We start from the raw sequence: 18,680 nt of genomic DNA, 5'->3' as shown, positions 1-18,680 counted from the left end.
GAGCACGATCACCACCGCCGACCGCCCCGGGTCGCCGCTCAGCCGGTGACGGCGTAACCGGGCACGGACGGCCAGCGCACGGTCAGCACCACGGACTCCTCCTCGGCGTACCACGAGTGGTCGACGCCGTGGCCCCAGACGACGTAGTCACCGCGCCGGGCCAGCACCACGTCCCGGCCGGGCAGCTCGACCCGGAAACGCCCACTGACCAGGATCAGCAGCGCGGTACGCCGCTCACCGCTGACCCAGCGCGCCCGCCGGTCACCGGCCGGGTGCACGCCCCACTTGATCTCGACGTCGGTGCTGTGCCGCGGGTCCCCCGGCGCCTTGAAGTGCCCCAGCAACCAGCCCGCGTCACCGGCGGCGTCGATGTCCGCGTTGCCGACGTAGATCTCGTCCACCACGGGCGCCGACGCTAACACGCCCCGCCCGGTCGGCCGTCGAGACCGGCCAGGTCCAGCCGGCGCAGCCGCTCGGGGTCGGTCAGCACGTCGATCGCGGCGACCCGACCGCCGCTGACGGTGAAGCCCATGACCGACAGCGGACGCCCATCGGCCACCACCACGACCCCGGCCGCCCCGTTGACCAGCGCCGGCCGGGCGTACGGGAACAACCGGCCGAAGGTCACCGCCTGACCGGCGACGGTACGGGCGCCGGTCAGCACCACGGTGTGCCGGGCCCGGGTGGCGCCGCCGTCGGAGCGCAGCACCGCGTCCGGGTCGAGCACCACCACCAGCGCCTCGATGTCGCCGTCGCGGGCGGCGGCGAGGAACGCGTCCACCACCGCACGCTGCCGGGCGAGGTCCGCGTCCGGGGCCGGTGCCTGGCCGCGTACGCGGCGACGGGCCCGGCTGGCCAGCTGCCGCGCGGCGGTCGGCGTACGGTCGATCATCGGGGCGATCTCGTCGAACGGCACGGCGAACATGTCGTGCAGGACGAACGCGAGCCGCTCCGCCGGGGTCAGCGTCTCCAGCACCACCAGCAGCGCCAACCCGACCGAGTCGGCGAGCACCGCCTGCCGCTCCGGGTCGGCTCCGGGCTCGGGCTCGACGACCGGGTCGGGCAGCCGTACGTCCAGCGGGTCCTCGCGGCGCTGCCGGCGCGCGCGCAGCATGTTCAGGCAGATCCGCCCGACCACGGTGGTCAGCCACGCGCCGAGGTTGTCCACCCCGGAGGTGTCCGCGCGACTGACCCGCAGCCAGGCGTCCTGCACCGCGTCGTCGGCCTCGCTGGCCGAGCCGAGCATCCGGTAGGCCACCCCCCGCAGCCGGGGCCGGTGCTCCTCGAACCGGTCCGTCAGCCAGTCCCGCTCGTCCACGTGTCACGTTCCCTTCCCGCCGGGGTTCATCGCGGTAGACCCGCCCGGGCGGGTCGATGTGACCGGAGGACCGTCCTCGCGCACCGTACCCAGGGGAGAAGCCCATGACCGCACCCGTTCTCGTCACCGGTGGCACCGGCACGCTGGGACGCCTCGTCGTGCCCCTGCTGCGCGACGCGGGTCTCCCGGTGCGGGTGCTCAGCCGGCAGGCCCGCCCGCCGCGGCCCGGCGTCACGTACGTGGTGGGTGACCTGGCCGGTGGCGACGGTGTCGACGCCGCGGTGGCCGGCGTCGACACCGTCGTGCACTGCGCCGGCTCCGCCAGGGGAGACGGTGACAAGACCCGCGCGCTGGTCGCGGCGGCCGTTCCGGCCGGCGTCCGGCACGTCGTGAACATCTCCGTCGTCGGCGCCGACCGGGTTCCGATGACCGGTCGGGTGGACCGCGCGATGTTCGGCTACTTCGGGGCCAAGCGGGAGGCGGAGACCGTCGTGGCCGGGTCCGGTCTGCCGTGGACGACGCTGCGCGCCGCCCAGTTCCACGACATGCTGCTGATCGCCGCGCGGGCCATGGCGAAGCTTCCCGTGGTGCCGGTGCCGACCGGGCTACGGTTCCAGCCGGTGGACGCCGCCGAGGTGGCGGCCCGGCTCGTCGAGCTGGCCCTGGGCCCGCCCGCCGGCCTGGTGCCCGACCTGGCCGGTCCCACCGTGTACGGGATGGACGAGGTGGTGCGCGGCTACCTGCGCGCCACCGGCCGGCGTCGGTTCCTGCTGCCGGTCCGGCCGCCCGGGGCGGCGGCCCGCGCCCTGCGCGCCGGGGCGAACCTGGCACCCGGGGGCGCGGTGGGCCGGCGCACCTGGGAGGAGTTCCTGGCCGCACGGGTGCCGGCGCGCGGTTGACACCGCCCGCCGGCACCAGCGGTGCTCAGTGCCCGGCGAGCACGGTCCGCAGCGTCTTGGCGAACTCCTCCGGGGCGGCCATGAAGCCGCCGTGGTCGCCGGGGAACTCGACCGGCCGGGTGCCGAGCAGCTCCGCCAGCGCCACCGAGGTGCGGTGGGTGAGCAGGCGGCCCGACTCCGCGCCGACGCCCACCACGACCCGGGCCGCGCCGGCGATCAGGGCCGCCCGGTCGGGCCGCCACCCGGTGGTGAACCGCAGCTCGTGGGCGAAGAACCGGGCGCTGTTGGCCAGGTCCTTCGCCGACGGCTCCCCGTGGTCGGCGGTCCCGCGGTCGGCGGGCGGGTCGGCCGGCCCGTGATCGGCCGGCCCCTGGTCCGCGGGCGGGTCGTCCGGGCCGGCACCGTAACCGGCGTTGGCCATGAACCTCCCCCAGGCCGGGCCCACGCCCTCGGCGTGGAACGTGTCGATGATGCCGTCGACGCCCGCGCGCTGCGCCTCGACGTCAGGCAGCAGTTCCAGCAGCGGGGGCTCGTGGGCGACCAGGGTGCGGACCCGCCCCGGGTGCCGCTGCGCCAGCGCGAGCCCGGTCACCGCGCCGCCGCTGCTGCCGAAGATGTCCGCCGAGCCGGCGCCGAGGGCGTCCAGCAGGGCGGCCACGTCGTCGGCCCGCAGCTCGGGGGTGGAGTCCTGCTCCGGGTCGTCGATCGTGCTGCCGGAGATCCCGCGCGGGTCGTGGGTCACCACGGTGTACCCGTCGGCGAGCGCGTCGGCCAGCGACGCGAACGCGCCGGCGTCCATCGGCGAGCCCATCACCAGCAACAGCGGCCCGGTGCCGCGTACCTCGTAGCGCAGCCGCGCGCCCGGCACGTCCAGCGTGTGCTCGGTCGTCATGATCCGGTGGTCCTTCCGTCGGAGAGTCGTCTGACGGTACCGACGTCGCCACGAGGGTGAACTCATCGGCGACCGGCGCGTTGATCCGACGGTCGTGGCATCGCGGTATCGGGGGCCGATGTGGATTCTGGTCGCGGCGGTGGCGGTGGCGGTCGCCGCGGGACCAGCGCCGCCGGGGCGGGGGCACGATCCGGCGCGGCGGATCCGGGACCGCTGAACTGGTCGGGCGGGGACCACGCTCGGCCGTACACCGGCCCGACCGGTGACCAACGGCGCGCTCCGGGACTGCGACGCTCCCGCGCGCGACCTACCGTGACAGGGTGAGCGCCGATGTCGACGTCCGTGCCTGGCTGCGTAGCCGGGGAACCGAGACCATCCAACATCCTGGTGGAACCCTCTACGCCCACCTGTGCCGGGTCGAGGAACGACTCGCGGACCTGGGCCACGGGGCCGACCTGCGGTCAGCCGGCCTGACCCACGCCGCCTACGGCACCGACGGCTTCGGGTTGGCCCTGCTCGACTGGAGCGACCGCGCCACGCTGCGGAACCTCGTCGGCCACGCCGCGGAGGCCCTGGTCTACCTGTACGGAGCGTGCGACCGCAGGAGCAGTTGGCAGGGGCTCGCGGCCACCGGCGAGGTCACCGACCGTTTCACCGGGCGGGTCGTCCGGCTCGACGCCGACCAGCTCACGCCGTACGTCGATCTGAGCGTTGTCAACGAACTCGACGTGATCGAGCAGGATCCGAGCCTCCTGGACAGACACGGGGACTACTTCCGCGGGTTGTTCCGCTCGTGGGCACCGGTGGTGTCACCGCCGCTCGTCGAGCGACTCCGGCGTGTTCTCGACCGCTGACCGTCCTCGGCGGGCGAGCTGCCGCCCCGCCCAGTCAGCCGGCCGCCAGCGTCTTGACGAAGACCTCCTCGGCCTTCATCCGCCGGTAGCCGTGCCGGCGGTAGAAGCGGTGCGCCGCCCCACGTTCCGCGCCGGAGAGAACCTGCGCCCGGCGCAGGCCCCGGCCACGCGCCCACCCTTCCACCGCGGTCAGCAGCGCACGGCCCACGCCGTGCCCCCGCCGGTCGCCGGCCACCCCCAGGCCGACGATCTCCAGCCGGTCGCCGTGCACGACGCTCCGCCCGTGGCGACCGTGCACCCAACCGGTCAACACCGTCCCGTCGAAGGCGACCAGAACCACGTTGTCCGGCGGAAGGCCGACGATCCGCGGGCGCACGTCCACCGCCCGGACCGGGTAGCCCAGCTCACCGATCAGACCGGCCAACTCCGGCGCGTCCTCCGGCCGGGCCCGCCGCACCTGGTGCATCGCGTCCCTCCACTGTGATCGGCGTCGCGTCCGTCGGGAACCCTACGCCGCCGCGCCGCGCCTAGGGTCGATCCGTGCGCGTCGACGGATCGGTCCGGAGGGTGAGCCGCCGGTCGGGGGCGTCGCCGGTCCCGCCGCCCGGCCCGCTGCGCACCCTCGCGCTGGCCACCCTCGCCAACACGGTCGGCTCCGGGCTCTGGGTGGCCGCCGCCGCGCTCTACCTCACCCGGGTCGTCGGGCTGGACCCGGCGCGGGTGGGGCTCGCGCTGACCGTCGCCGGGCTGGTCGGCCTCACCGCGAGCGTGCCGCTGGGTCGCCTCGCCGACCGGCGCGACCCGCGCACCGTGCGGGCCGTGGTGCAGGTGCTCCAGGCCGGGGTCGCCGCGTCGTACCTGCTGGTCGACTCGTTCGCGGTGCTGCTGGTGGTGGCGGCGGCGGACGCGCTGCTGGTGTCGGGCAACCTCGCGGTACGGGCCGCGCTGGTCGCCGCGGTCGGCGGGCCGGACGGGCGGGTGCACGCCTTCGCCACCCTGCGCGCGGTGGCCAACGTGGGCATCGCGGTCGGTGCCGGTCTCGCCGGGATCGCGCTGGCGGCGGACACGCCCACGGCGTACCGGCTGCTGGTCGTCGGGAACGCCGCGACCTATCTGGTGTCGGCGGCGCTGATCCGGCGGCTGCCCGCGTACCCGCCGGGGCGCCCGACCGGCGAGGCACCACGACGGGCCGTCCGTCGACCGTTGCGCGACGGGCCGTTCCTCGCGGTGAGCGCGGCCTCGGCGGTGGTGTCCCTGCACCACGTGGTGCTGACCCTGGTCGTACCGCTGTGGGTGGTGAACGCCACCGACGCGCCGCCGGTCACGGTGTCGGCGGTGCTGCTGGTCAACACGGTGCTCACCGTGCTTCTGGCGGTACGGCTCAGCCGGGGTGCCCGGGACGCGGTGTCGGCGGCGCGGACGATGCGTCGGGCGGGGCTGGTGCTGGCCGCCGCGATGCCCCTGTGGGCGGCCACCGCGGGCCTGCCCACTCCGGCGGCGGTGGCGTTGCTGCTGGTCACCACCGTCGGATACACGCTGGGCGACCTGTGGCACGGCACGGCCGGCGCGGGACTGGCGTACGACCTGGCCGACCCGGCGGCGGTCGGCGCCTACCAGGGTGTCGACGGCCTGCTCGCCGGCCTGGCCCGGGCTGTGGGCCCGGCGGTGCTGACCTGGGCGCTGCTGGGCCTCGGCCCGCCCGGCTGGGTGGTCCTGGGGGCGTTCTTCGCGGCCACCGGCCTGGCCGTACCGGCGCTCGTCCGGCACGCCCTGGCGCGGACCGGCGGCGGTTGTAGCAGGATCGGCACGTGACACGACCCGTGGTTGACGAAATCGTCCTCATCACCGGAGCCAGTTCGGGTATCGGCGCGGCCATGGCCATGCGCTTCCACGCACGCGGGGCCCGCGTCATCGTCACGGGGCGCAACCGGGAACGGCTGGAGGAGTTGGCGAAACGGCATCCCGGAATGTCGGTGGTCGTCATGGACGTCGCCGACCCGAGGTCCGTCACCCGGGGCATGGCAGAGGTGGCGGCAGGAGTTCCCCACCTCACCACCCTCGTCAACAACGCCGGGATCCAGCGGCTGCTCGACTTCTCCGCCACCGAGCCGCCCGGACCGGCCGACGTCACTTCCGAGATCGACACCAACTTCACCGGGCTCGTCAACGTGACCGCGGCGGCGCTTCCCCTGCTCCGCCGGGCTCCCCGAGCGCGCGTGGTGCAGATCGGCTCGGGCCTCGGATTCGTGCCCCTCGCGGCGGCGCCCGTGTACTCCGCGACGAAGGCCGCGGTCCACTCCTTCACGGTGAGCCTGCGGCGGCAGCTGGCCGGGTCGACCGTCCAGGTCGTCGAGATCGTCGTTCCGGTCGTCGACACACCGCTGCACCGCGATCTGCCGTCACCGCCACCGATGGCCATGCCGTTGGACGACTTCGTCGGCCGGGCGATGCGGAGCCTGGACGCGGGCCGGGACGAGATCGCGATCGGACTCGGACGGGTCTCCCGGCTGGGGGCGCGGGTGGCCCCGAAGCGCCTGTTCTCGATCATCAACCGGGGCTGAACCGGCGTCGACCCCGGGCGCACCAGCCGCCGAGCGGCGGGAGCAGGATCGGCACCATGACCGACGACGTGATCCCGCGCCAGGGTGGCCCCGCCGACGCTCCGACGGTGCTGCGCCTGCTCGACGACGCGACCGCGTGGCTGGGGGCCCGGGGCCGCACCGGCCAGTGGGGCGCCGAGCCCGCCTCGACGGATCCGCGGCGGGTAGCCCAGGCCGACGCGTGGGCGGCCGGCGGCGGCCTCTGGCTCGCCATGATCGGCGATCGGGCGGTGGGCGCGCTGGTGGTCGGCGCGGCCACCGCCTACGTGCCGCCGCCGACCGAACCCGAGCTGTACGTGAACCTGCTGGTCACCGATCGGGCGTACGCCGGGCGCGGGATCGGCGGGCGGCTGCTCGCGCACGCCGCCCGCCTGGCCCGGGACCGGGGGGTGCGCCTGGTACGGGTGGACTGCTACGCCGGCGACGACCAGGCTCTGGTCCGCTGGTACGAACGGCAGGGCTACACGCCCACCGACCGGTTCACCGTGCCCCGCGAAGGCCGGTCCCCCTGGCCCGGCCAGGTCCTGACCCGCCGCCTCTCCTGAACCCGCCCGCGCCGCGCCGGGTGGCGTGGGGTTCAGCTGGCGGCGTGCAGTTTCGGCAGCACGTCGGCGCCGAAGGCGTCGATGAAGGCCCGCTGCTCCTGCCCGACGTGGTGCAGGGCGATCTGGTCGAAACCGAGTGCCAGGTACTCCTCCAGCCAGCCCACGTGCCGGCCCAGGTCGGCCGAGACGTTGACGACCTCGGTGACCTTCTCCAGCGGCACCTGGGCGGAGACGACGTCGAAGTGCTCGGCGGTGTCCAGGTCCCAGCAGACCGGCGGGGCGAAGACATTGCTGCGCCACTGGTCGTACGCGATCGCCTCGGCCTCGGCCTGGTCCGGCGCCCAACTGACGTGCACCTGGAGGTGCAGCGGGCCGCGCCCGCCGGCGGACCGGTAGGCGTCGATCATCTTTCGCAGGTGCTCCACCGGGGCGTTGACGGTGATCAGGCCGTCCGCCCACTCGGCGCACCAGCGGGCGGTGGCGACGCTGACGGCGGCGCCGATCAGCGCCGGCGGCTGCTCCGGGCGGGTCCACAGCTTCGCCCGGTCCACCCGGACCAGCCCGTCGTGGCTGACCTCCTCGCCGGCCAGCAGCGCGCGGATGACGTCGACGCACTCACGCAGCCGGGCGCTGCGGACGTCCTTGCGCGGCCACCCGTCGCCGGTGATGTGCTCGTTGCTGGCCTCGCCGGTGCCCAGCGCGGCCCAGAACCGGCCCGGGTACATCGCGCCGAGGGTGCCGATCGCCTGGGCGATGATCGCCGGGTGGTAGCGCTGACCGGGCGCGTTGACCACCCCGAACGGCAGGTTGGTGGCCTGCAACGCCGCGCCGAGCCACGACCAGGCGAACCCGGACTGCCCCTGTCGCTCACTCCACGGCGAGAAGTGGTCCGACGACATGGCCGCGCCGAAGCCGGCCTGTTCGGCGTGGACCACCGCCTCCAGCAGGCGGCTCGGGTGGATCTGCTCGTGGGAGGCGTGGAAGCCGAACACCGTCATGGGCGTCCTCTGTACCCAGGACGGTGTCCGGCTAAGCGACCTACTCGGCGTGCGCGCCCGCCCCGGCCGTGGCGGCGCCCTCGCCGATCCACACGGTCTTGGTGTTGCAGAACTCCCGCATGCCCACGGCCGACAGTTCCCGCCCGTAGCCGGAGTTCTTCACCCCACCGAAGGGCAGTTCCGGGTACGAGGTGGTCATCCCGTTGACGAACACGTTGCCGGCGTCCAGGTCGGTGGCGAACCGCTCCTGCTCCTCGGGGTCCCGGGTCCACGCGTTCGCGCCGAGGCCGAAGGCGGTGCCGTTGGCCACCTCGATCGCCTCGTCGTACGACGACACCCGGTAGAGGCCGGCCACCGGACCGAACACCTCCTCGGACCACATCCGCATCTGGGGGGTCAGGTCGGTGACCACGGTCGGCGGGTAGAACCAGCCGTCCCGGTCGGGCTTCTGGCCGCCGCAGAGCACCGTGGCGCCCTTGTCGACGGCGTCGCGGACCTGTGCGTCGATCTCGTCCCGGCCGCGCTCGCTGGCCAGCGGGCCCACGTCGGTGCTCTGGTCCATCGGGTCGCCGACCCGCAGCGCCGCCATGTTCGCCGCGAACCGCTCGGCGAACGCGTCGAACACGTCGGTGTGCACGATGAACCGTTTCGCGGCGATGCAGGACTGGCCGTTGTTCTGGCAGCGGGCGGTGGTGGCCACCTCGGCGGCCCGGTCCACGTCGGCCGAGGGCATCACCACGAAGGGGTCGCTGCCGCCGAGTTCCAGGACGGTCTTCTTCAGCTCGCGGCCGGCGATCTGCGCGATCGACCGGCCGGCGCCCTCACTGCCGGTCAGCGTCGCCGCCCGGACCCGGGGGTCGCTGAGGATCCGGTCCACGGCCTCGGAGCCGACCAGCAGCGTGGTGAACGCCCCTTCCGGAAAGCCGGCGCGGCGGAACAGGTCCTCCATCAGCAGGGCGGTCTGCGGCACGTTCGAGGCGTGCTTGAGCAGGCCGGTGTTGCCCGCCATCAGGGCCGGCGCGGCGAAGCGCATGACCTGCCAGAGCGGGAAGTTCCACGGCATGACGGCGAGCACCGGCCCGATCGGCTGGTACCGGACGAACGCCCGGGTGGCCTTGACCGCCTCGGCGTCGGCGGGGGCGTCGGCGAGGAACTCCGGTGCCCTCTCCGCGTAGAAGCGGCACGCCGACGCGCACTTGGTCACCTCGGCCTTCGCCGCCGCGTACGTCTTGCCCATCTCGGTGGTCATGATCCGGGCGATCTCGTCCCGCTCGGCGTCCAGCAGGTCGGCCGCCGCGACGAGCCACTCCCCCCGCTGTCCCACGGTGGTGCCGCGCAACCGCCGGTACGCCAGGTCGGTCCGCTCGATGGCGGCGTCGACCTGCTCGTCCGACATCGCCTCGTACGTCTTGAGCACCTGTCCGGTGGCGGGGTTGGTGGTGGCGATGGGCATGGCGTACTCCTGTCACTCGAACAGCGAGTGCCGCACGCCCGGCTCCTCCCGGCGGCGGGCGGCACGACGGCGCTGGATCACGACCAGGTCGACCACGGCGACCACGGCGAAGACCGCGCACACCACCCCCAGCCACACCACGCCGGCCCAGAAGGCCAGCACGGCGAAGACCGTCATGGTGACCAGGCCGAACCCGGCGAGCACGAGTCGAAGGTTGAGCGCGCTGTACGCGTGGCCGACCGTGCCACGGGCACGCCGGGGCTGCGATCTCGTCATCACACCGGCCTACCCGCCCCGCGCGGGCTTAACCGGGCCACCGGTCACTGCTTGCGGCCCACCCGATCGCGGCCGCCGCCGAGGCGGGTGAGCCGGTCGGTCCCGCCAGGCGCCACCGGCCGCCGCCCGCGCCGCGTACGCCGCGAACTCCGTCGGCGCGCGGCCGGTGGTCCCGGTGGCGCCGAGCACGAGGATGTCGTCTCCACTCATGCACCGAGCGCATCACACACCCCCGACACGAACGGGCAGGGCGGGTCACGGCCGGCGTGGGGTGCGTTACACCGACGGCTCGTGAGGCCGGGTCCGGCGGCGCGGGCGGGGACCATGGGGGCATGACCCTGACCCACGCGGTGCCGGTGACCGTCGCCATCGCCCGGCGCGCCGATCCGGCCCGGACCGACGAGATGGTGGCGTGGATGCGCGCCGGGACCGCGCTGGCCGAGGCGTTTCCCGGCTTCCTGGGGGCCGGCTGGGTCCGCAGCGCGCCGGGCTCGGGCGACTGGCACATGCTCTACCGGTTCGCCGACGACGAGACGCTGCGCCGCTGGGAGGACTCCCCGCAGCGGCGCTGGTGGCTGACCTCGGCGCAGGGCATCGTGGAGCACACCCGGGTGGAGAAGCGGACCGGCATCGAGGGCTGGTTCGACCCGACGCCGGACCCGGTCACGCGGACGGTGCCGGTCAGCGCCGAGCCGACCGTGCCGCCGCCCTCCCCGCCGCGCTGGAAGCAGGCGGTGACGATCTGGCTCGCGTTCTTCCCGCTGAGCCTGACCGCGACGCTACTGACCAGTCGTTTCCTCCCCGACGTGCCGCTGGCCGCCCGGGTGCTGATCATGACGCTCACCCTGACGCCGCTGATGACCTACCTGGTGCTGCCCCGGATCACCCGGGCGCTGCACTGGTGGTTGCACGGCCAGCCCGCACCCTGGCGCCGCTAGCGGCTGCACCGCCGGCGGCACGCCGGCAGCCGGCGGCATGCCCACGGCCGGGGAACCGCCTCAGCGGTTGGCCCGCCGGACGGCGTGCTGGACCAGGCCACGGATCCCCGGCAGGAGGACGGCGCGGATGCTCAGGTCCCGCACCCAGACGTGCGCCCGGGTCGCCGGGGCGTACTGGCTCATCCCGCGGCGGGCCGCCGCCTGCCTGCGGCGCACCTCGGGGCGCAGGGAAGCCTCCCAGCGGGCCAGCGCTGCCGGCACGTCCCCGCCGTGCTCGTCCAGCGCGTCGCCGAGCCGGTCGGCTCCGGCGACGGCCAGCGCCGCGCCGTAGCCGGCGAACAGCGAGACGCACCAGGCCGCGTCGCCGAGCAGCACCACCCGGCCGCGACTCCACCGGTCGGTGACCACCTGGCTGACCGCGTCGAAGTAGGCGCGCGGCGGATCCGCCGCGAGCTGGCTCAGCGCGTCCGGCACACCTCCGCCCAGGTCCCCGAAGGCCCCGGTCAGTGCGGACACCGCTCCCGCCGCCCGCTCGGCCTCCGGGTCCGGGCTGCGGTAGGTGAAGAACGCCGAGGACCGGCCGGGCCCCAGGTTGATCACCGCCGCGGTACGCCCCGGGCCGATGTAGGTGGTGCCGGCACCCACCGGGACGCCGTCGGGAACCCGGTCGAGCGGGAACGCGGCGACCAGATGTCCCAGGTCCACCCGGACGTCCGCCTCGGGACCGAAGACGATCTCCCGGACCCCGGAGTGCACCCCGTCGGCACCGACCAGGAGATCGGCGCGCTCGGTCGTGCCGTCGTCGTACCCGACCTCGACGCCGTCCGGATCCTGGGTGACCGACCGCGGCGTGGTGCCGAAGCGGATATTCGCCCGGTCCCGGACCGCCTCGTACAGCACCGACTCCAGGTCGCCCCGGAACACGGTGACCGCCCGCCCGCCGAGGGCCGCCTGCCCGAACGCGGGGGGAATCCGCAGCTTCTCCCGCCCGTCGGCGGTGACCAGGATCGAGGTGAACATGCCGAGATCACGCTCGGCCAGCGCGGGCAGCACACCGAGGCGCTGCGCGGCGCTGTGGCCCACGCCCAGCAGGTTGACCAGGTAGCCGCCGCCGCGCCGACCGGGGGCGCGCTCGACCACCCGCACGTCCCAGCCTGCCCGGTGCAGCCGCAGCGCGGTCGCCAGCCCGGCGATCCCGGCACCCACCACGATGACCCGTCCGACCTGTTTCGGCACCGCTGTCCCCACCCCTCGATCAGTATGAGCGCTTGCTCATACTGCCGAGTATGAGCCGTTGCTCATTCCTGCCGCAAGGCCCGGGGCACGCATAGGCTGGACGGCATGCCCAGAGGTGTCGCCATCCCGGAGGTCCGCCAGCAGCTCTTCGCCGCCGCCGAGCAGGTCATCGTCCGCCACGGCCCGGCCCGGCTGAGCGGTCGGGCGGTGACCGGTGCGGCCGGGGTCGCCACCGGCCTGCTGTACGCGCACTTCGCCGACCTCGACGACTTCCTGACCGCGTACGCCACCGACCGCGCCTTCCTGGTCTCCGCCCGGGCGGCGGCCCTGGCCGCGCGGGCCGGCACCGGCAGCGTCGTTGACAACGTCTGCGACACCCTGCTGGCGACACCGCGGACGACAACCCTGGCCACGGCCCGGCTGCTCGCCGCACGGCCGGAACTGGTCGGCCGCGTGCACGCGGTGCTCGGCGACCGGACCGCCGGCCTCGACGCGATCGAGCGCGCCGTGACGACCTATCTGGCCGACGAGCAGCGGCGGGGCCGGCTCGCCGCGACCGCCCGACCCGGTTCGCTCGCGCTCGCCACGGTCGGCGTCCTGCACCACCTCGCCCTCGCCGCCGCGCCGAACCCGGACGACGGCGCCCCCGACGACGCCGACCCGGACCGGGGCTACGCCGACCCGGACCCGGACTACGCCGCCCGCGCCCGGCGGGCAATCACCGACCTGGTCGGCGCCTTCACCACGGGGAGCGCCCACCGCAGCGGACGGGCCTAGCACGGACAGCCTCACCAGCGGCAGCCTTCTGCCGCATAGCCGACAGCAGCCCACCCCACCGGAGACCCGCGCATAGAGTTACCGGGCTGTCGCTCTCCGCTGCGCTACGGGGGAAGTCATGCCTCGACGCTGGGTCGCCGCCGTCGCCTGCCTGCTGGCGCTGGTCGCGCTCGCCTGCGAACGGGGTGGCGAGGCGTCACCCCGGCCGACCCGGTCGGCCGCACCCGGCACGGCCGGCGGCATCGCCGCCCTCGGCGACTCGATCAGCACCGGCTTCGGCTCCTGCCTCGTGCTCACCTCGTGCCAGCGCAACTCCTGGTCCACCGGGGACGGGTCCCGGGTGGACAGCGTCTACCGCCGGTTGCTGGACGACAACGCCGCGCTGCGCGGCAAGGCGCACAACCACGCCCGTCCCGGCGCCCGGGCGTCCGCGCTGGCCGGCCAGGCCGAAGCCGCCGTACGCGACCGCGTCGACCTGGCCACCGTGCTGATCGGCGCGAACGACGTCTGCCGCGGCGGCGTCGAGGTGATGACGCCGGTGGCCGACTTCCGCAAGGACGTCGACCGGGGCCTGCGGGTGCTGCGGACCGGCCGGCCCAAGGCCCGGGTGCTGGTGGTGAGCATCCCGGACCTGCACCGGCTCTGGGAGGTCGGGCACACCAACGAGCGGGCGGTACGCGTCTGGCGGCGCGGCATCTGCCCGGCCCTGCTGGCCAACCCCACCTCCGACGACCCGCTGGACCGGGCACGTCGGGCCACCGTCCGGGAGCGGATCACCGCGTACAACGCCCAACTCGCCGCGGCGTGCCGCGCGTACGGGTCCCGCTGCAGGTACGACGGCGGCGCGGCGCACAAGGTGCGGTTCACGCCCGAGCTGATCAACCAGTTGGACTGGTTCCACCCCAATGCCGCCGGCCAGGACAAGCTCGCCGCCGTGGCCTGGCGCGCCTGGGGCATCTCCGGCTGAACAGCCAGCCCCGCGACCGGCCGTCGGGCGGACAGCGGCGCCGGCCGTCGGCGCGGCCGGCGTCGCCCGAGCGTCAGGGGCGCCGCTGCTCCGGGACACCGCCGTGCTGGCGGTAGAGCGCCCGGGAACGCTCGGCCAGATCCTTGGTCGCCGACGAGTTGGCCCAGGTGCCGAGGACGATCGCCGCACCGGGCACCACCTTGGCGAAGACCCGCTTCGCGGCCCGGACACCGGCCATCTGCGCCAGCCGGATGCCCAGGCGCAGCATCACCTTGCCGAGCGGGCTCTGCCCGCCGGAGCCGAAGAGGGCGCCGGCCCGCTCCCGGCCGGCGGCCACCCCGAGCGCGAGACGCGCGCTCTCGGCCACCTTGTGCACCTTCTGCAACACCAGCAGGTCGGTGGCCCGGTCCGGGTGCGTCGGGTCCACCCCGAAGGCGGCGGCGACGTGCAGCACCATCCGGGCCTGGGTCCAGGCCAGCACACCGACGTCGATCACCGCGCCGGGCAGTCCCGCCGCGCCGGACACCGCCCCGGAGAGGCGGGCCCGGTTGACGAACTTCCGTACCGCCTGGTCCGCCAGGGTCTCCGCGGACGCCGCCGGCTGCTCGGCGCGGACCCGGGCCGCCCACTGCGCCGCCTCCGGCCCGAGCCGGCGCACCGCTTCCAGGGCGAGGTGCTCCGGGGCGTACTGCGGGTCCTCCCGCATCCGGTCCCAGAGCCCGGCCGGTGGCGCCTCGGGCGCGTCCGACGGCGACGTCGGCGCGACCGAGGGCGGACGCGGCGGCGGGACCGCGGGCTGACCGTCGGTGGGCGCGGAATCGGTCACAGAGATCTCCCGGGGGTCACCTGAGGGTGGGACGGCGGGCGGGTCAGCGGCGCTTCTGGATCTTGGCAGCCAGCCCGCGCAGCTTCTGCTGGTTGGCGGGCTTGGCCAGCTCGCGGCGACCTCGGTCGACCAGCTGCTGACCCTTGGGCGAGCGCAGGAACATGGTGATCCGCTGCATCAGTGACATTTTCGTCCTCCTGTCGGTGCTGCCTGCATCATGTGTACCCGGCAGCGACAACATCTGTACCCAGGACGCCCGATCCACAACCGTCCACAGTGGTCGGAGGAAGCCTACTGGGCGGCCGACACGACCGCGGCGACGACCTCGGCGGCCCGCGCCTCGTGCTGGGCGTAGTGCTCCGGGAAGGCCGAGATCTGCACCGCCTGCGCCGCGTCGGTGAGCCGCATCTGCTGCCAGCCGGGCACCTGGGCCAGGGCGGCGAGAAACTGCCGGGTCGCGAACGCCGGATCCATCAGCTGCCCGACCTCGCCCCAGCCGCTGCTCGGGCGCTGCTGGAACAGCCCCACCGAGTCGTGGTCCCAGCCGATCGCCTGGTGCGGGTACCGCTGCGACTCCGGCAGCACCCCACTGGCGTAGTTGTAGAGGGTGCTCTCCTGCATCGCGGTGGCGACGGCGATCACCAGCGCGCGGCGCGGCATGTCCATCTTCTGGCCGGTCCGCACGATCACCTGGGCGTTGCGCATCTGGGCCCGGTCCAGGCCGGCCACCGGGGCCGGGTCGACCGGCTTCGGCTTGCGCCTGGGCTTCGGGCTGACGTCCGGATCGGCGGTGGCCGAGGCGGACGGCGTGGCGGACGGCGTGGCGGCCGGCTGCGGCGCGACCCGCTGGGCGCGGGAGGCCGCCTCCGGCACGACCCGCTCCGCCGGTGCGGCCACCGGGTCGGCCGGGGCGGCGTCGGCGGCGGTCTCCGGACGGGTCTGCGCCACCGCGGTCAGGCCGAGGCAGCAGACCACGCCGGTGGCCAGGGCGATCCGGGCCCGGCCGGGCCCGCGCAGCAGGTTCCGGGTGTACGCGCCGAGGGTGGCCAGCCGTCCGGACGACGGGGTATCGTCCGAACGGTCAGCGGCGTCACCGTGGGTGAGCTGGTCATCGAGGGGGCGGTCAAAACGCATCTGCCGAGGCTAGGCAGGAGGTCGTCGCGATCACTCATGGTGATCTCGTGGCATTCCTCACGAATCCCCTCCGAACGGGCGGACGTTCCCACCCGGTGACGCCGAGCCGGGAACGGACCTCCCCAACCGGGCAGACCTCCGGTCCGGCCCGGACCGGCCATCCCGTGGCCGGACGGGGAGGAATCGTCGCCCACCCGACCACCACCCACCAGATCCACCGTTCGGCCAGCCACCCACGGCCGTCCGGCTAGGCGGTTCGCCGGCACCCGGCCGCCGCCCACCCGGTCGGAGCCGGGACCGCCGGATCCGCCTCGAAAGGAATGCAGGAGGATGGTGGGTACGTTCGGAGAACCGGGTGCCGTCGACATTCGGCGACCCGTTGGCACTTCCCAGGGAGGTCCGCACCGGTGCTCGACCCACACGAGCTCTACGAGCTCACCGACGAACTGCCCGACCTCGGTCAGCCGGTCCTGATCCAGGCCCTCACCGGCTTCGTCGACGCCGGCAGCGCCACCCGCCTGGCCCGGGAACAGCTGCTCAGCTCGCTGGACGCCCGCCCGGTCGCCCGGTTCGACCTCGACCAGATGTTCGACTACCGGTCCCGCCGGCCGGTGATGACGTTCGTCGAGGACCACTGGGAGGCGTACGACGAGCCCGCCCTGGAGCTGCACCTGCTCCAGGACGACGACGAGACCCCGTTCCTGCTGCTCACCGGCCCGGAGCCGGACCTGCAGTGGGAACGGTTCGTGGCCGCCGTCGCCGGGCTCTCCGCCCGGCTCGACGTCCGGCTCACCGTCGGCCTGAACTCGATCCCGATGGCCGTACCGCACACCCGGCCCACCGGGGTCACCGCGCACGCCACCCGCCCCGAGCTGATCGCCGGCTACGAGCCGTGGTTGCAGCGGGTCCAGGTGCCCGGCAGCGTCGGCCACCTGCTGGAGTACCGCCTCGGCCAGCAGGGCCGCGACGCCCTCGGCTTCGCCGCGCACGTGCCGCACTACGTCGCCCAGACCGAGTTCCCCGCCGCCGCCGAGGTGCTGCTCAGCTCGATCTCCCGCAGCACCGGCCTGCTGCTGCCCGGCGACGGGCTGCGGGCCGCGGCGGAGGTCGTCCGGGTGGAGATCGACCGGCAGGTCGCCCAGACCGAGGACGCCGGCGCACTGGTGCGCGCCCTCGAGGAGCAGTACGACGCGTTCGCCCGGGGACGGGGCGGCAAGAACCTGCTCGCGCCGGACAGCGGACCACTGCCCACCGCCGACGAACTCGGCGCCGAACTGGAACGGTTCCTCGCCGAGCAGAGCCGCCCCAACGACACCCCCTGAGGGGGAAGGAAGGGCACCTTCTTAACGCCTCGTGCAGAGGAAGGGCCCCTTCTTAACACCCGAAGGCGCGATGGGGCAGGCTGGTGACATGCGCCTGGCGACGTGGAACGTCAACTCGGTGAAGGCCCGCCTGCCCCGACTGCTCGACTGGCTGGCCAGCACCGAGCCGGACGTGGTGTGCCTTCAGGAGACGAAGTGCCCCGACGGCGCCTTCCCGGCCGACGAGGTCGGCGCGCTGGGCTACACCGTGGCGAGTCACAGCGACGGTCGCTGGAACGGGGTGGCGATCCTGTCCCGGGTCGGCCTGACCGACGTCACGGTCGGGTTCCCCGACGAGCCCGGGTTCCCCGAGCCGGAGGCCCGGGCCCTGTCGGCGACCTGCGGCGGCGTACGCGTCTGGTCGGTGTACGTGCCGAACGGCCGCGCCCCCGACGACCCGCACTACGCGTACAAACTGGCCTGGTTCGCGGCCCTGCGCGACGCCCTGGACACCGAGCTGACCCGCGGCCTGCCGCTCGCGGTGTGCGGTGACTTCAACGTGGCGCCGACCGACGCCGACGTGTGGGACCCGGCGCTGTTCACGCACTCCACCCACGTCACCCCGGCCGAACGGGCCGCCCTCGCGGCGCTGCGCGACCTCGGCCTGACCGACGTGGTGCCCACGCCGATGAAGGGGCCGCACCCGTACACGTACTGGGACTACCGGGCCGGGATGTTCCACCAGAACAAGGGCATGCGGATCGACCTCGTGTACGCCTCGGCGCCACTGGCCCGCACGGTCCGGTCGGCGTACGTGGACCGGGAGGCCCGCAAGGGCAAGGGCCCCTCCGACCACGCCCCGATCGTCGTCGACGCCGACCTGGTGCCCACCGTCGAGTCGTTCTGACCCGCGGCCCGGTTGTCGGCGGGCAGATCGGCCGGCGGTGCCAACCCCGTAGGCCGGGTGCGACCGCTCACTACCCGCAAGCTGTCCTAGGAGGCTAGATCGAAAAGCCATCCGCTCCCCGCCGCGCTGCCGACCACGGCGCGCGGGGCTGACTAGGGTGGGGGCATGGCAGTCGTGAAGATCAACGCGATCGAGGTCCCGCCCGGCGCCGGGGAGGAGTTGGAGAAGCGCTTCGCCGCCCGGGCCGGCGCGGTCGAGAACTCCCCCGGTTTCCTCGGCTTCGAACTGCTCCGCCCGGTGGCCGGGGACGGGCGCTACTTCGTGTACACCCGCTGGGAGAACGAGGAGGCGTACCAGGCGTGGGCCGCGGGTCCGGCCCGGTCCGCGCACGCGTCCCCGCCCGGCGAGCAGCAACGGCCCCCGGTCGCCTCGGGCGCCACCCTGCTGGAGTTCGAGGTCGTCCAGCAGGTCACCCCGCGCGCCTGACGGCATCCCTGGTCCAACTGAGCTGTGTCGAGGTGGCGGACAATCCCTCGGGAGTGGTGCTGGTTCGGGACAGCCGCCTTCGTCGCCTCTGCCCGGGCCGGCCCGCGGGCATGACTTCGCCAGGCGATATTTCTGAGGGACATAAATATGGGTCTTCTGCTTGATTCGTGGGTCGGTGGTGATCATCTTCCGGGGAGTTGGGGTCGGTGGCCGCCGAGGCTGAGCATGGCCAGGGCGATGAGGGCGTCTGCTGAGTGGAATCCGAAGGCCATC

Annotated in this window: 22 protein-coding genes; 11 read left to right on the top strand and 11 right to left on the bottom strand. The window is 74.3% G+C overall.

Going from position 1 to position 18,680, the window contains the following annotated elements:
- Positions 1 to 38 precede the first annotated feature (38 nt).
- The gene (locus D7223_RS28825; protein WP_120732160.1) at positions 39 to 404 is read right to left on the bottom strand and encodes a cupin domain-containing protein; all 366 of its coding nucleotides are present in this window, start codon (positions 402 to 404) and stop codon (positions 39 to 41) included.
- 11 nt (positions 405 to 415) lie between these two features.
- Positions 416 to 1,318, bottom strand: coding sequence for an RNA polymerase sigma factor SigJ (gene sigJ, locus D7223_RS28820; protein WP_120732159.1), 903 nt, complete (start codon positions 1,316 to 1,318; stop codon positions 416 to 418).
- 104 nt (positions 1,319 to 1,422) lie between these two features.
- On the opposite strand from sigJ, the gene D7223_RS28815 reads away from it, so the two are divergent.
- Positions 1,423 to 2,217, top strand: a complete 795-nt coding sequence (locus D7223_RS28815) for an SDR family oxidoreductase (RefSeq protein ID WP_120732157.1) — start codon at positions 1,423 to 1,425, stop codon at positions 2,215 to 2,217.
- Between the two features lie 25 nt (positions 2,218 to 2,242).
- Here D7223_RS28815 and D7223_RS28810 read toward each other — a convergent pair whose 3' ends face one another.
- Entirely contained in the window at positions 2,243 to 3,109 is an 867-nt protein-coding gene (locus tag D7223_RS28810) for an alpha/beta fold hydrolase (RefSeq protein ID WP_120732155.1), read from the bottom strand.
- A 320-nt stretch (positions 3,110 to 3,429) separates the two neighbouring features.
- Between D7223_RS28810 and D7223_RS28805 the strand changes: the two genes are divergently transcribed.
- Entirely contained in the window at positions 3,430 to 3,963 is a 534-nt protein-coding gene (locus D7223_RS28805) for a DUF6817 domain-containing protein (protein WP_120732153.1), read from the top strand.
- 34 nt (positions 3,964 to 3,997) lie between these two features.
- On the opposite strand, the gene D7223_RS28800 is transcribed toward D7223_RS28805, so the two are convergent.
- Positions 3,998 to 4,429, bottom strand: a complete 432-nt coding sequence (locus D7223_RS28800) for a GNAT family N-acetyltransferase (protein WP_120732151.1) — start codon at positions 4,427 to 4,429, stop codon at positions 3,998 to 4,000.
- Between the two features lie 101 nt (positions 4,430 to 4,530).
- On the opposite strand from D7223_RS28800, the gene D7223_RS28795 reads away from it, so the two are divergent.
- The 3 genes from D7223_RS28795 to D7223_RS28785 are packed head-to-tail and all read left to right on the top strand — an operon-like array spanning position 4,531 to position 7,108.
- Positions 4,531 to 5,775, top strand: a complete 1,245-nt coding sequence (locus tag D7223_RS28795) for an MFS transporter (RefSeq protein ID WP_120732149.1) — start codon at positions 4,531 to 4,533, stop codon at positions 5,773 to 5,775.
- Positions 5,772 to 6,524: an SDR family oxidoreductase gene (locus D7223_RS28790; protein ID WP_147252549.1), complete on the top strand. Its 753-nt coding sequence runs from the start codon at positions 5,772 to 5,774 to the stop codon at positions 6,522 to 6,524. Before D7223_RS28795 ends, D7223_RS28790 begins: the two co-directional genes overlap by 4 nt.
- A gap of 56 nt (positions 6,525 to 6,580) precedes the next feature.
- Positions 6,581 to 7,108 carry a GNAT family N-acetyltransferase gene (locus D7223_RS28785; RefSeq protein WP_120732145.1) on the top strand — a complete coding sequence of 176 codons (528 nt, stop codon included), beginning with the start codon at positions 6,581 to 6,583 and terminating at the stop codon, positions 7,106 to 7,108.
- 32 nt (positions 7,109 to 7,140) lie between these two features.
- On the opposite strand, the gene D7223_RS28780 is transcribed toward D7223_RS28785, so the two are convergent.
- From D7223_RS28780 to D7223_RS28770, 3 genes are read right to left on the bottom strand one after another with little or no spacing between them, the layout of a single operon-like run.
- Positions 7,141 to 8,106, bottom strand: coding sequence for a TIGR03885 family FMN-dependent LLM class oxidoreductase (locus D7223_RS28780; RefSeq protein ID WP_120732143.1), 966 nt, complete (start codon positions 8,104 to 8,106; stop codon positions 7,141 to 7,143).
- Between the two features lie 40 nt (positions 8,107 to 8,146).
- Positions 8,147 to 9,559, bottom strand: a complete 1,413-nt coding sequence (locus D7223_RS28775) for an NADP-dependent succinic semialdehyde dehydrogenase (RefSeq protein ID WP_120732141.1) — start codon at positions 9,557 to 9,559, stop codon at positions 8,147 to 8,149.
- A gap of 12 nt (positions 9,560 to 9,571) precedes the next feature.
- A complete protein-coding gene (locus tag D7223_RS28770; protein WP_120732139.1) occupies positions 9,572 to 9,835 on the bottom strand; it encodes a DUF6343 family protein in 264 nt (87 codons plus the stop codon).
- Positions 9,836 to 10,167: 332 nt separating this feature from the next.
- Here D7223_RS28770 and D7223_RS28765 point away from each other — a divergent pair, with 332 nt between their 5' ends.
- The gene (locus D7223_RS28765; RefSeq protein WP_120732137.1) at positions 10,168 to 10,773 is read left to right on the top strand and encodes an antibiotic biosynthesis monooxygenase; all 606 of its coding nucleotides are present in this window, start codon (positions 10,168 to 10,170) and stop codon (positions 10,771 to 10,773) included.
- Between the two features lie 60 nt (positions 10,774 to 10,833).
- Here D7223_RS28765 and D7223_RS28760 read toward each other — a convergent pair whose 3' ends face one another.
- Positions 10,834 to 12,009 (bottom strand): FAD-dependent oxidoreductase, encoded by a 1,176-nt coding sequence (locus D7223_RS28760; protein ID WP_272948772.1) that lies wholly within the window; start codon positions 12,007 to 12,009, stop codon positions 10,834 to 10,836.
- 105 nt (positions 12,010 to 12,114) lie between these two features.
- Between D7223_RS28760 and D7223_RS28755 the strand changes: the two genes are divergently transcribed.
- Positions 12,115 to 12,786, top strand: coding sequence for a TetR/AcrR family transcriptional regulator (locus tag D7223_RS28755; RefSeq protein WP_120732135.1), 672 nt, complete (start codon positions 12,115 to 12,117; stop codon positions 12,784 to 12,786).
- Positions 12,787 to 12,904: 118 nt separating this feature from the next.
- Positions 12,905 to 13,753, top strand: a complete 849-nt coding sequence (locus tag D7223_RS28750; protein WP_120732133.1) for a GDSL-type esterase/lipase family protein — start codon at positions 12,905 to 12,907, stop codon at positions 13,751 to 13,753.
- A gap of 73 nt (positions 13,754 to 13,826) precedes the next feature.
- Here D7223_RS28750 and D7223_RS28745 read toward each other — a convergent pair whose 3' ends face one another.
- The 3 genes from D7223_RS28745 to D7223_RS28740 form a co-directional block, all read right to left on the bottom strand.
- The gene (locus tag D7223_RS28745; RefSeq protein WP_120732131.1) at positions 13,827 to 14,579 is read right to left on the bottom strand and encodes an EcsC family protein; all 753 of its coding nucleotides are present in this window, start codon (positions 14,577 to 14,579) and stop codon (positions 13,827 to 13,829) included.
- A gap of 43 nt (positions 14,580 to 14,622) precedes the next feature.
- Positions 14,623 to 14,766, bottom strand: coding sequence for a hypothetical protein (locus D7223_RS33120; protein WP_186832236.1), 144 nt, complete (start codon positions 14,764 to 14,766; stop codon positions 14,623 to 14,625).
- 104 nt (positions 14,767 to 14,870) lie between these two features.
- A complete protein-coding gene (locus D7223_RS28740) occupies positions 14,871 to 15,713 on the bottom strand; it encodes a peptidase M23 (RefSeq protein ID WP_120732129.1) in 843 nt (280 codons plus the stop codon).
- A gap of 407 nt (positions 15,714 to 16,120) precedes the next feature.
- On the opposite strand from D7223_RS28740, the gene D7223_RS28735 reads away from it, so the two are divergent.
- The 3 genes from D7223_RS28735 to D7223_RS28725 all read left to right on the top strand — a co-directional run bounded on the left by D7223_RS28735 (position 16,121) and on the right by D7223_RS28725 (position 18,407).
- Positions 16,121 to 17,035: a proteasome assembly chaperone family protein gene (locus tag D7223_RS28735; RefSeq protein WP_120732127.1), complete on the top strand. Its 915-nt coding sequence runs from the start codon at positions 16,121 to 16,123 to the stop codon at positions 17,033 to 17,035.
- 88 nt (positions 17,036 to 17,123) lie between these two features.
- On the top strand, positions 17,124 to 17,921 hold the full coding sequence (locus D7223_RS28730) for an exodeoxyribonuclease III (RefSeq protein WP_120732333.1): 798 nt from the start codon (positions 17,124 to 17,126) through the stop codon (positions 17,919 to 17,921).
- Between the two features lie 165 nt (positions 17,922 to 18,086).
- Entirely contained in the window at positions 18,087 to 18,407 is a 321-nt protein-coding gene (locus tag D7223_RS28725) for an antibiotic biosynthesis monooxygenase family protein (RefSeq protein ID WP_120732125.1), read from the top strand.
- The last annotated feature ends 273 nt before the right edge of the window (positions 18,408 to 18,680 follow it).

The organism is Micromonospora endolithica (assembly GCF_003626595.1).
GTDB classification, from domain to species: domain Bacteria; phylum Actinomycetota; class Actinomycetes; order Mycobacteriales; family Micromonosporaceae; genus Micromonospora; species Micromonospora endolithica.
The sequence above is the reverse complement of the archived record's forward strand: the minus strand, read 5'-3'. Positions and strand labels throughout refer to the sequence as shown.

Bases quoted from the DNA above. Each gene is read 5' to 3' on its own strand.
- D7223_RS28815 (WP_120732157.1), top strand. From the start codon at position 1,423: ATGACCGCACCCGTTCTCGTCACCGGTGGCACCGGCACGCTGGGACGC.
- D7223_RS28810 (WP_120732155.1), bottom strand. From the start codon at position 3,109: ATGACGACCGAGCACACGCTGGACGTGCCGGGCGCGCGGCTGCGCTAC.
- D7223_RS28800 (WP_120732151.1), bottom strand. From the start codon at position 4,429: ATGCACCAGGTGCGGCGGGCCCGGCCGGAGGACGCGCCGGAGTTGGCC.
- D7223_RS28785 (WP_120732145.1), top strand. From the start codon at position 6,581: ATGACCGACGACGTGATCCCGCGCCAGGGTGGCCCCGCCGACGCTCCG.
- D7223_RS28780 (WP_120732143.1), bottom strand. From the start codon at position 8,106: ATGACGGTGTTCGGCTTCCACGCCTCCCACGAGCAGATCCACCCGAGC.
- D7223_RS28775 (WP_120732141.1), bottom strand. From the start codon at position 9,559: ATGCCCATCGCCACCACCAACCCCGCCACCGGACAGGTGCTCAAGACG.
- D7223_RS28770 (WP_120732139.1), bottom strand. From the start codon at position 9,835: ATGACGAGATCGCAGCCCCGGCGTGCCCGTGGCACGGTCGGCCACGCG.
- D7223_RS28765 (WP_120732137.1), top strand. From the start codon at position 10,168: ATGACCCTGACCCACGCGGTGCCGGTGACCGTCGCCATCGCCCGGCGC.
- D7223_RS28755 (WP_120732135.1), top strand. From the start codon at position 12,115: ATGCCCAGAGGTGTCGCCATCCCGGAGGTCCGCCAGCAGCTCTTCGCC.
- D7223_RS28750 (WP_120732133.1), top strand. From the start codon at position 12,905: ATGCCTCGACGCTGGGTCGCCGCCGTCGCCTGCCTGCTGGCGCTGGTC.
- D7223_RS33120 (WP_186832236.1), bottom strand. From the start codon at position 14,766: ATGTCACTGATGCAGCGGATCACCATGTTCCTGCGCTCGCCCAAGGGT.
- D7223_RS28740 (WP_120732129.1), bottom strand. From the start codon at position 15,713: ATGCGTTTTGACCGCCCCCTCGATGACCAGCTCACCCACGGTGACGCC.
- D7223_RS28730 (WP_120732333.1), top strand. From the start codon at position 17,124: ATGCGCCTGGCGACGTGGAACGTCAACTCGGTGAAGGCCCGCCTGCCC.
- D7223_RS28725 (WP_120732125.1), top strand. From the start codon at position 18,087: ATGGCAGTCGTGAAGATCAACGCGATCGAGGTCCCGCCCGGCGCCGGG.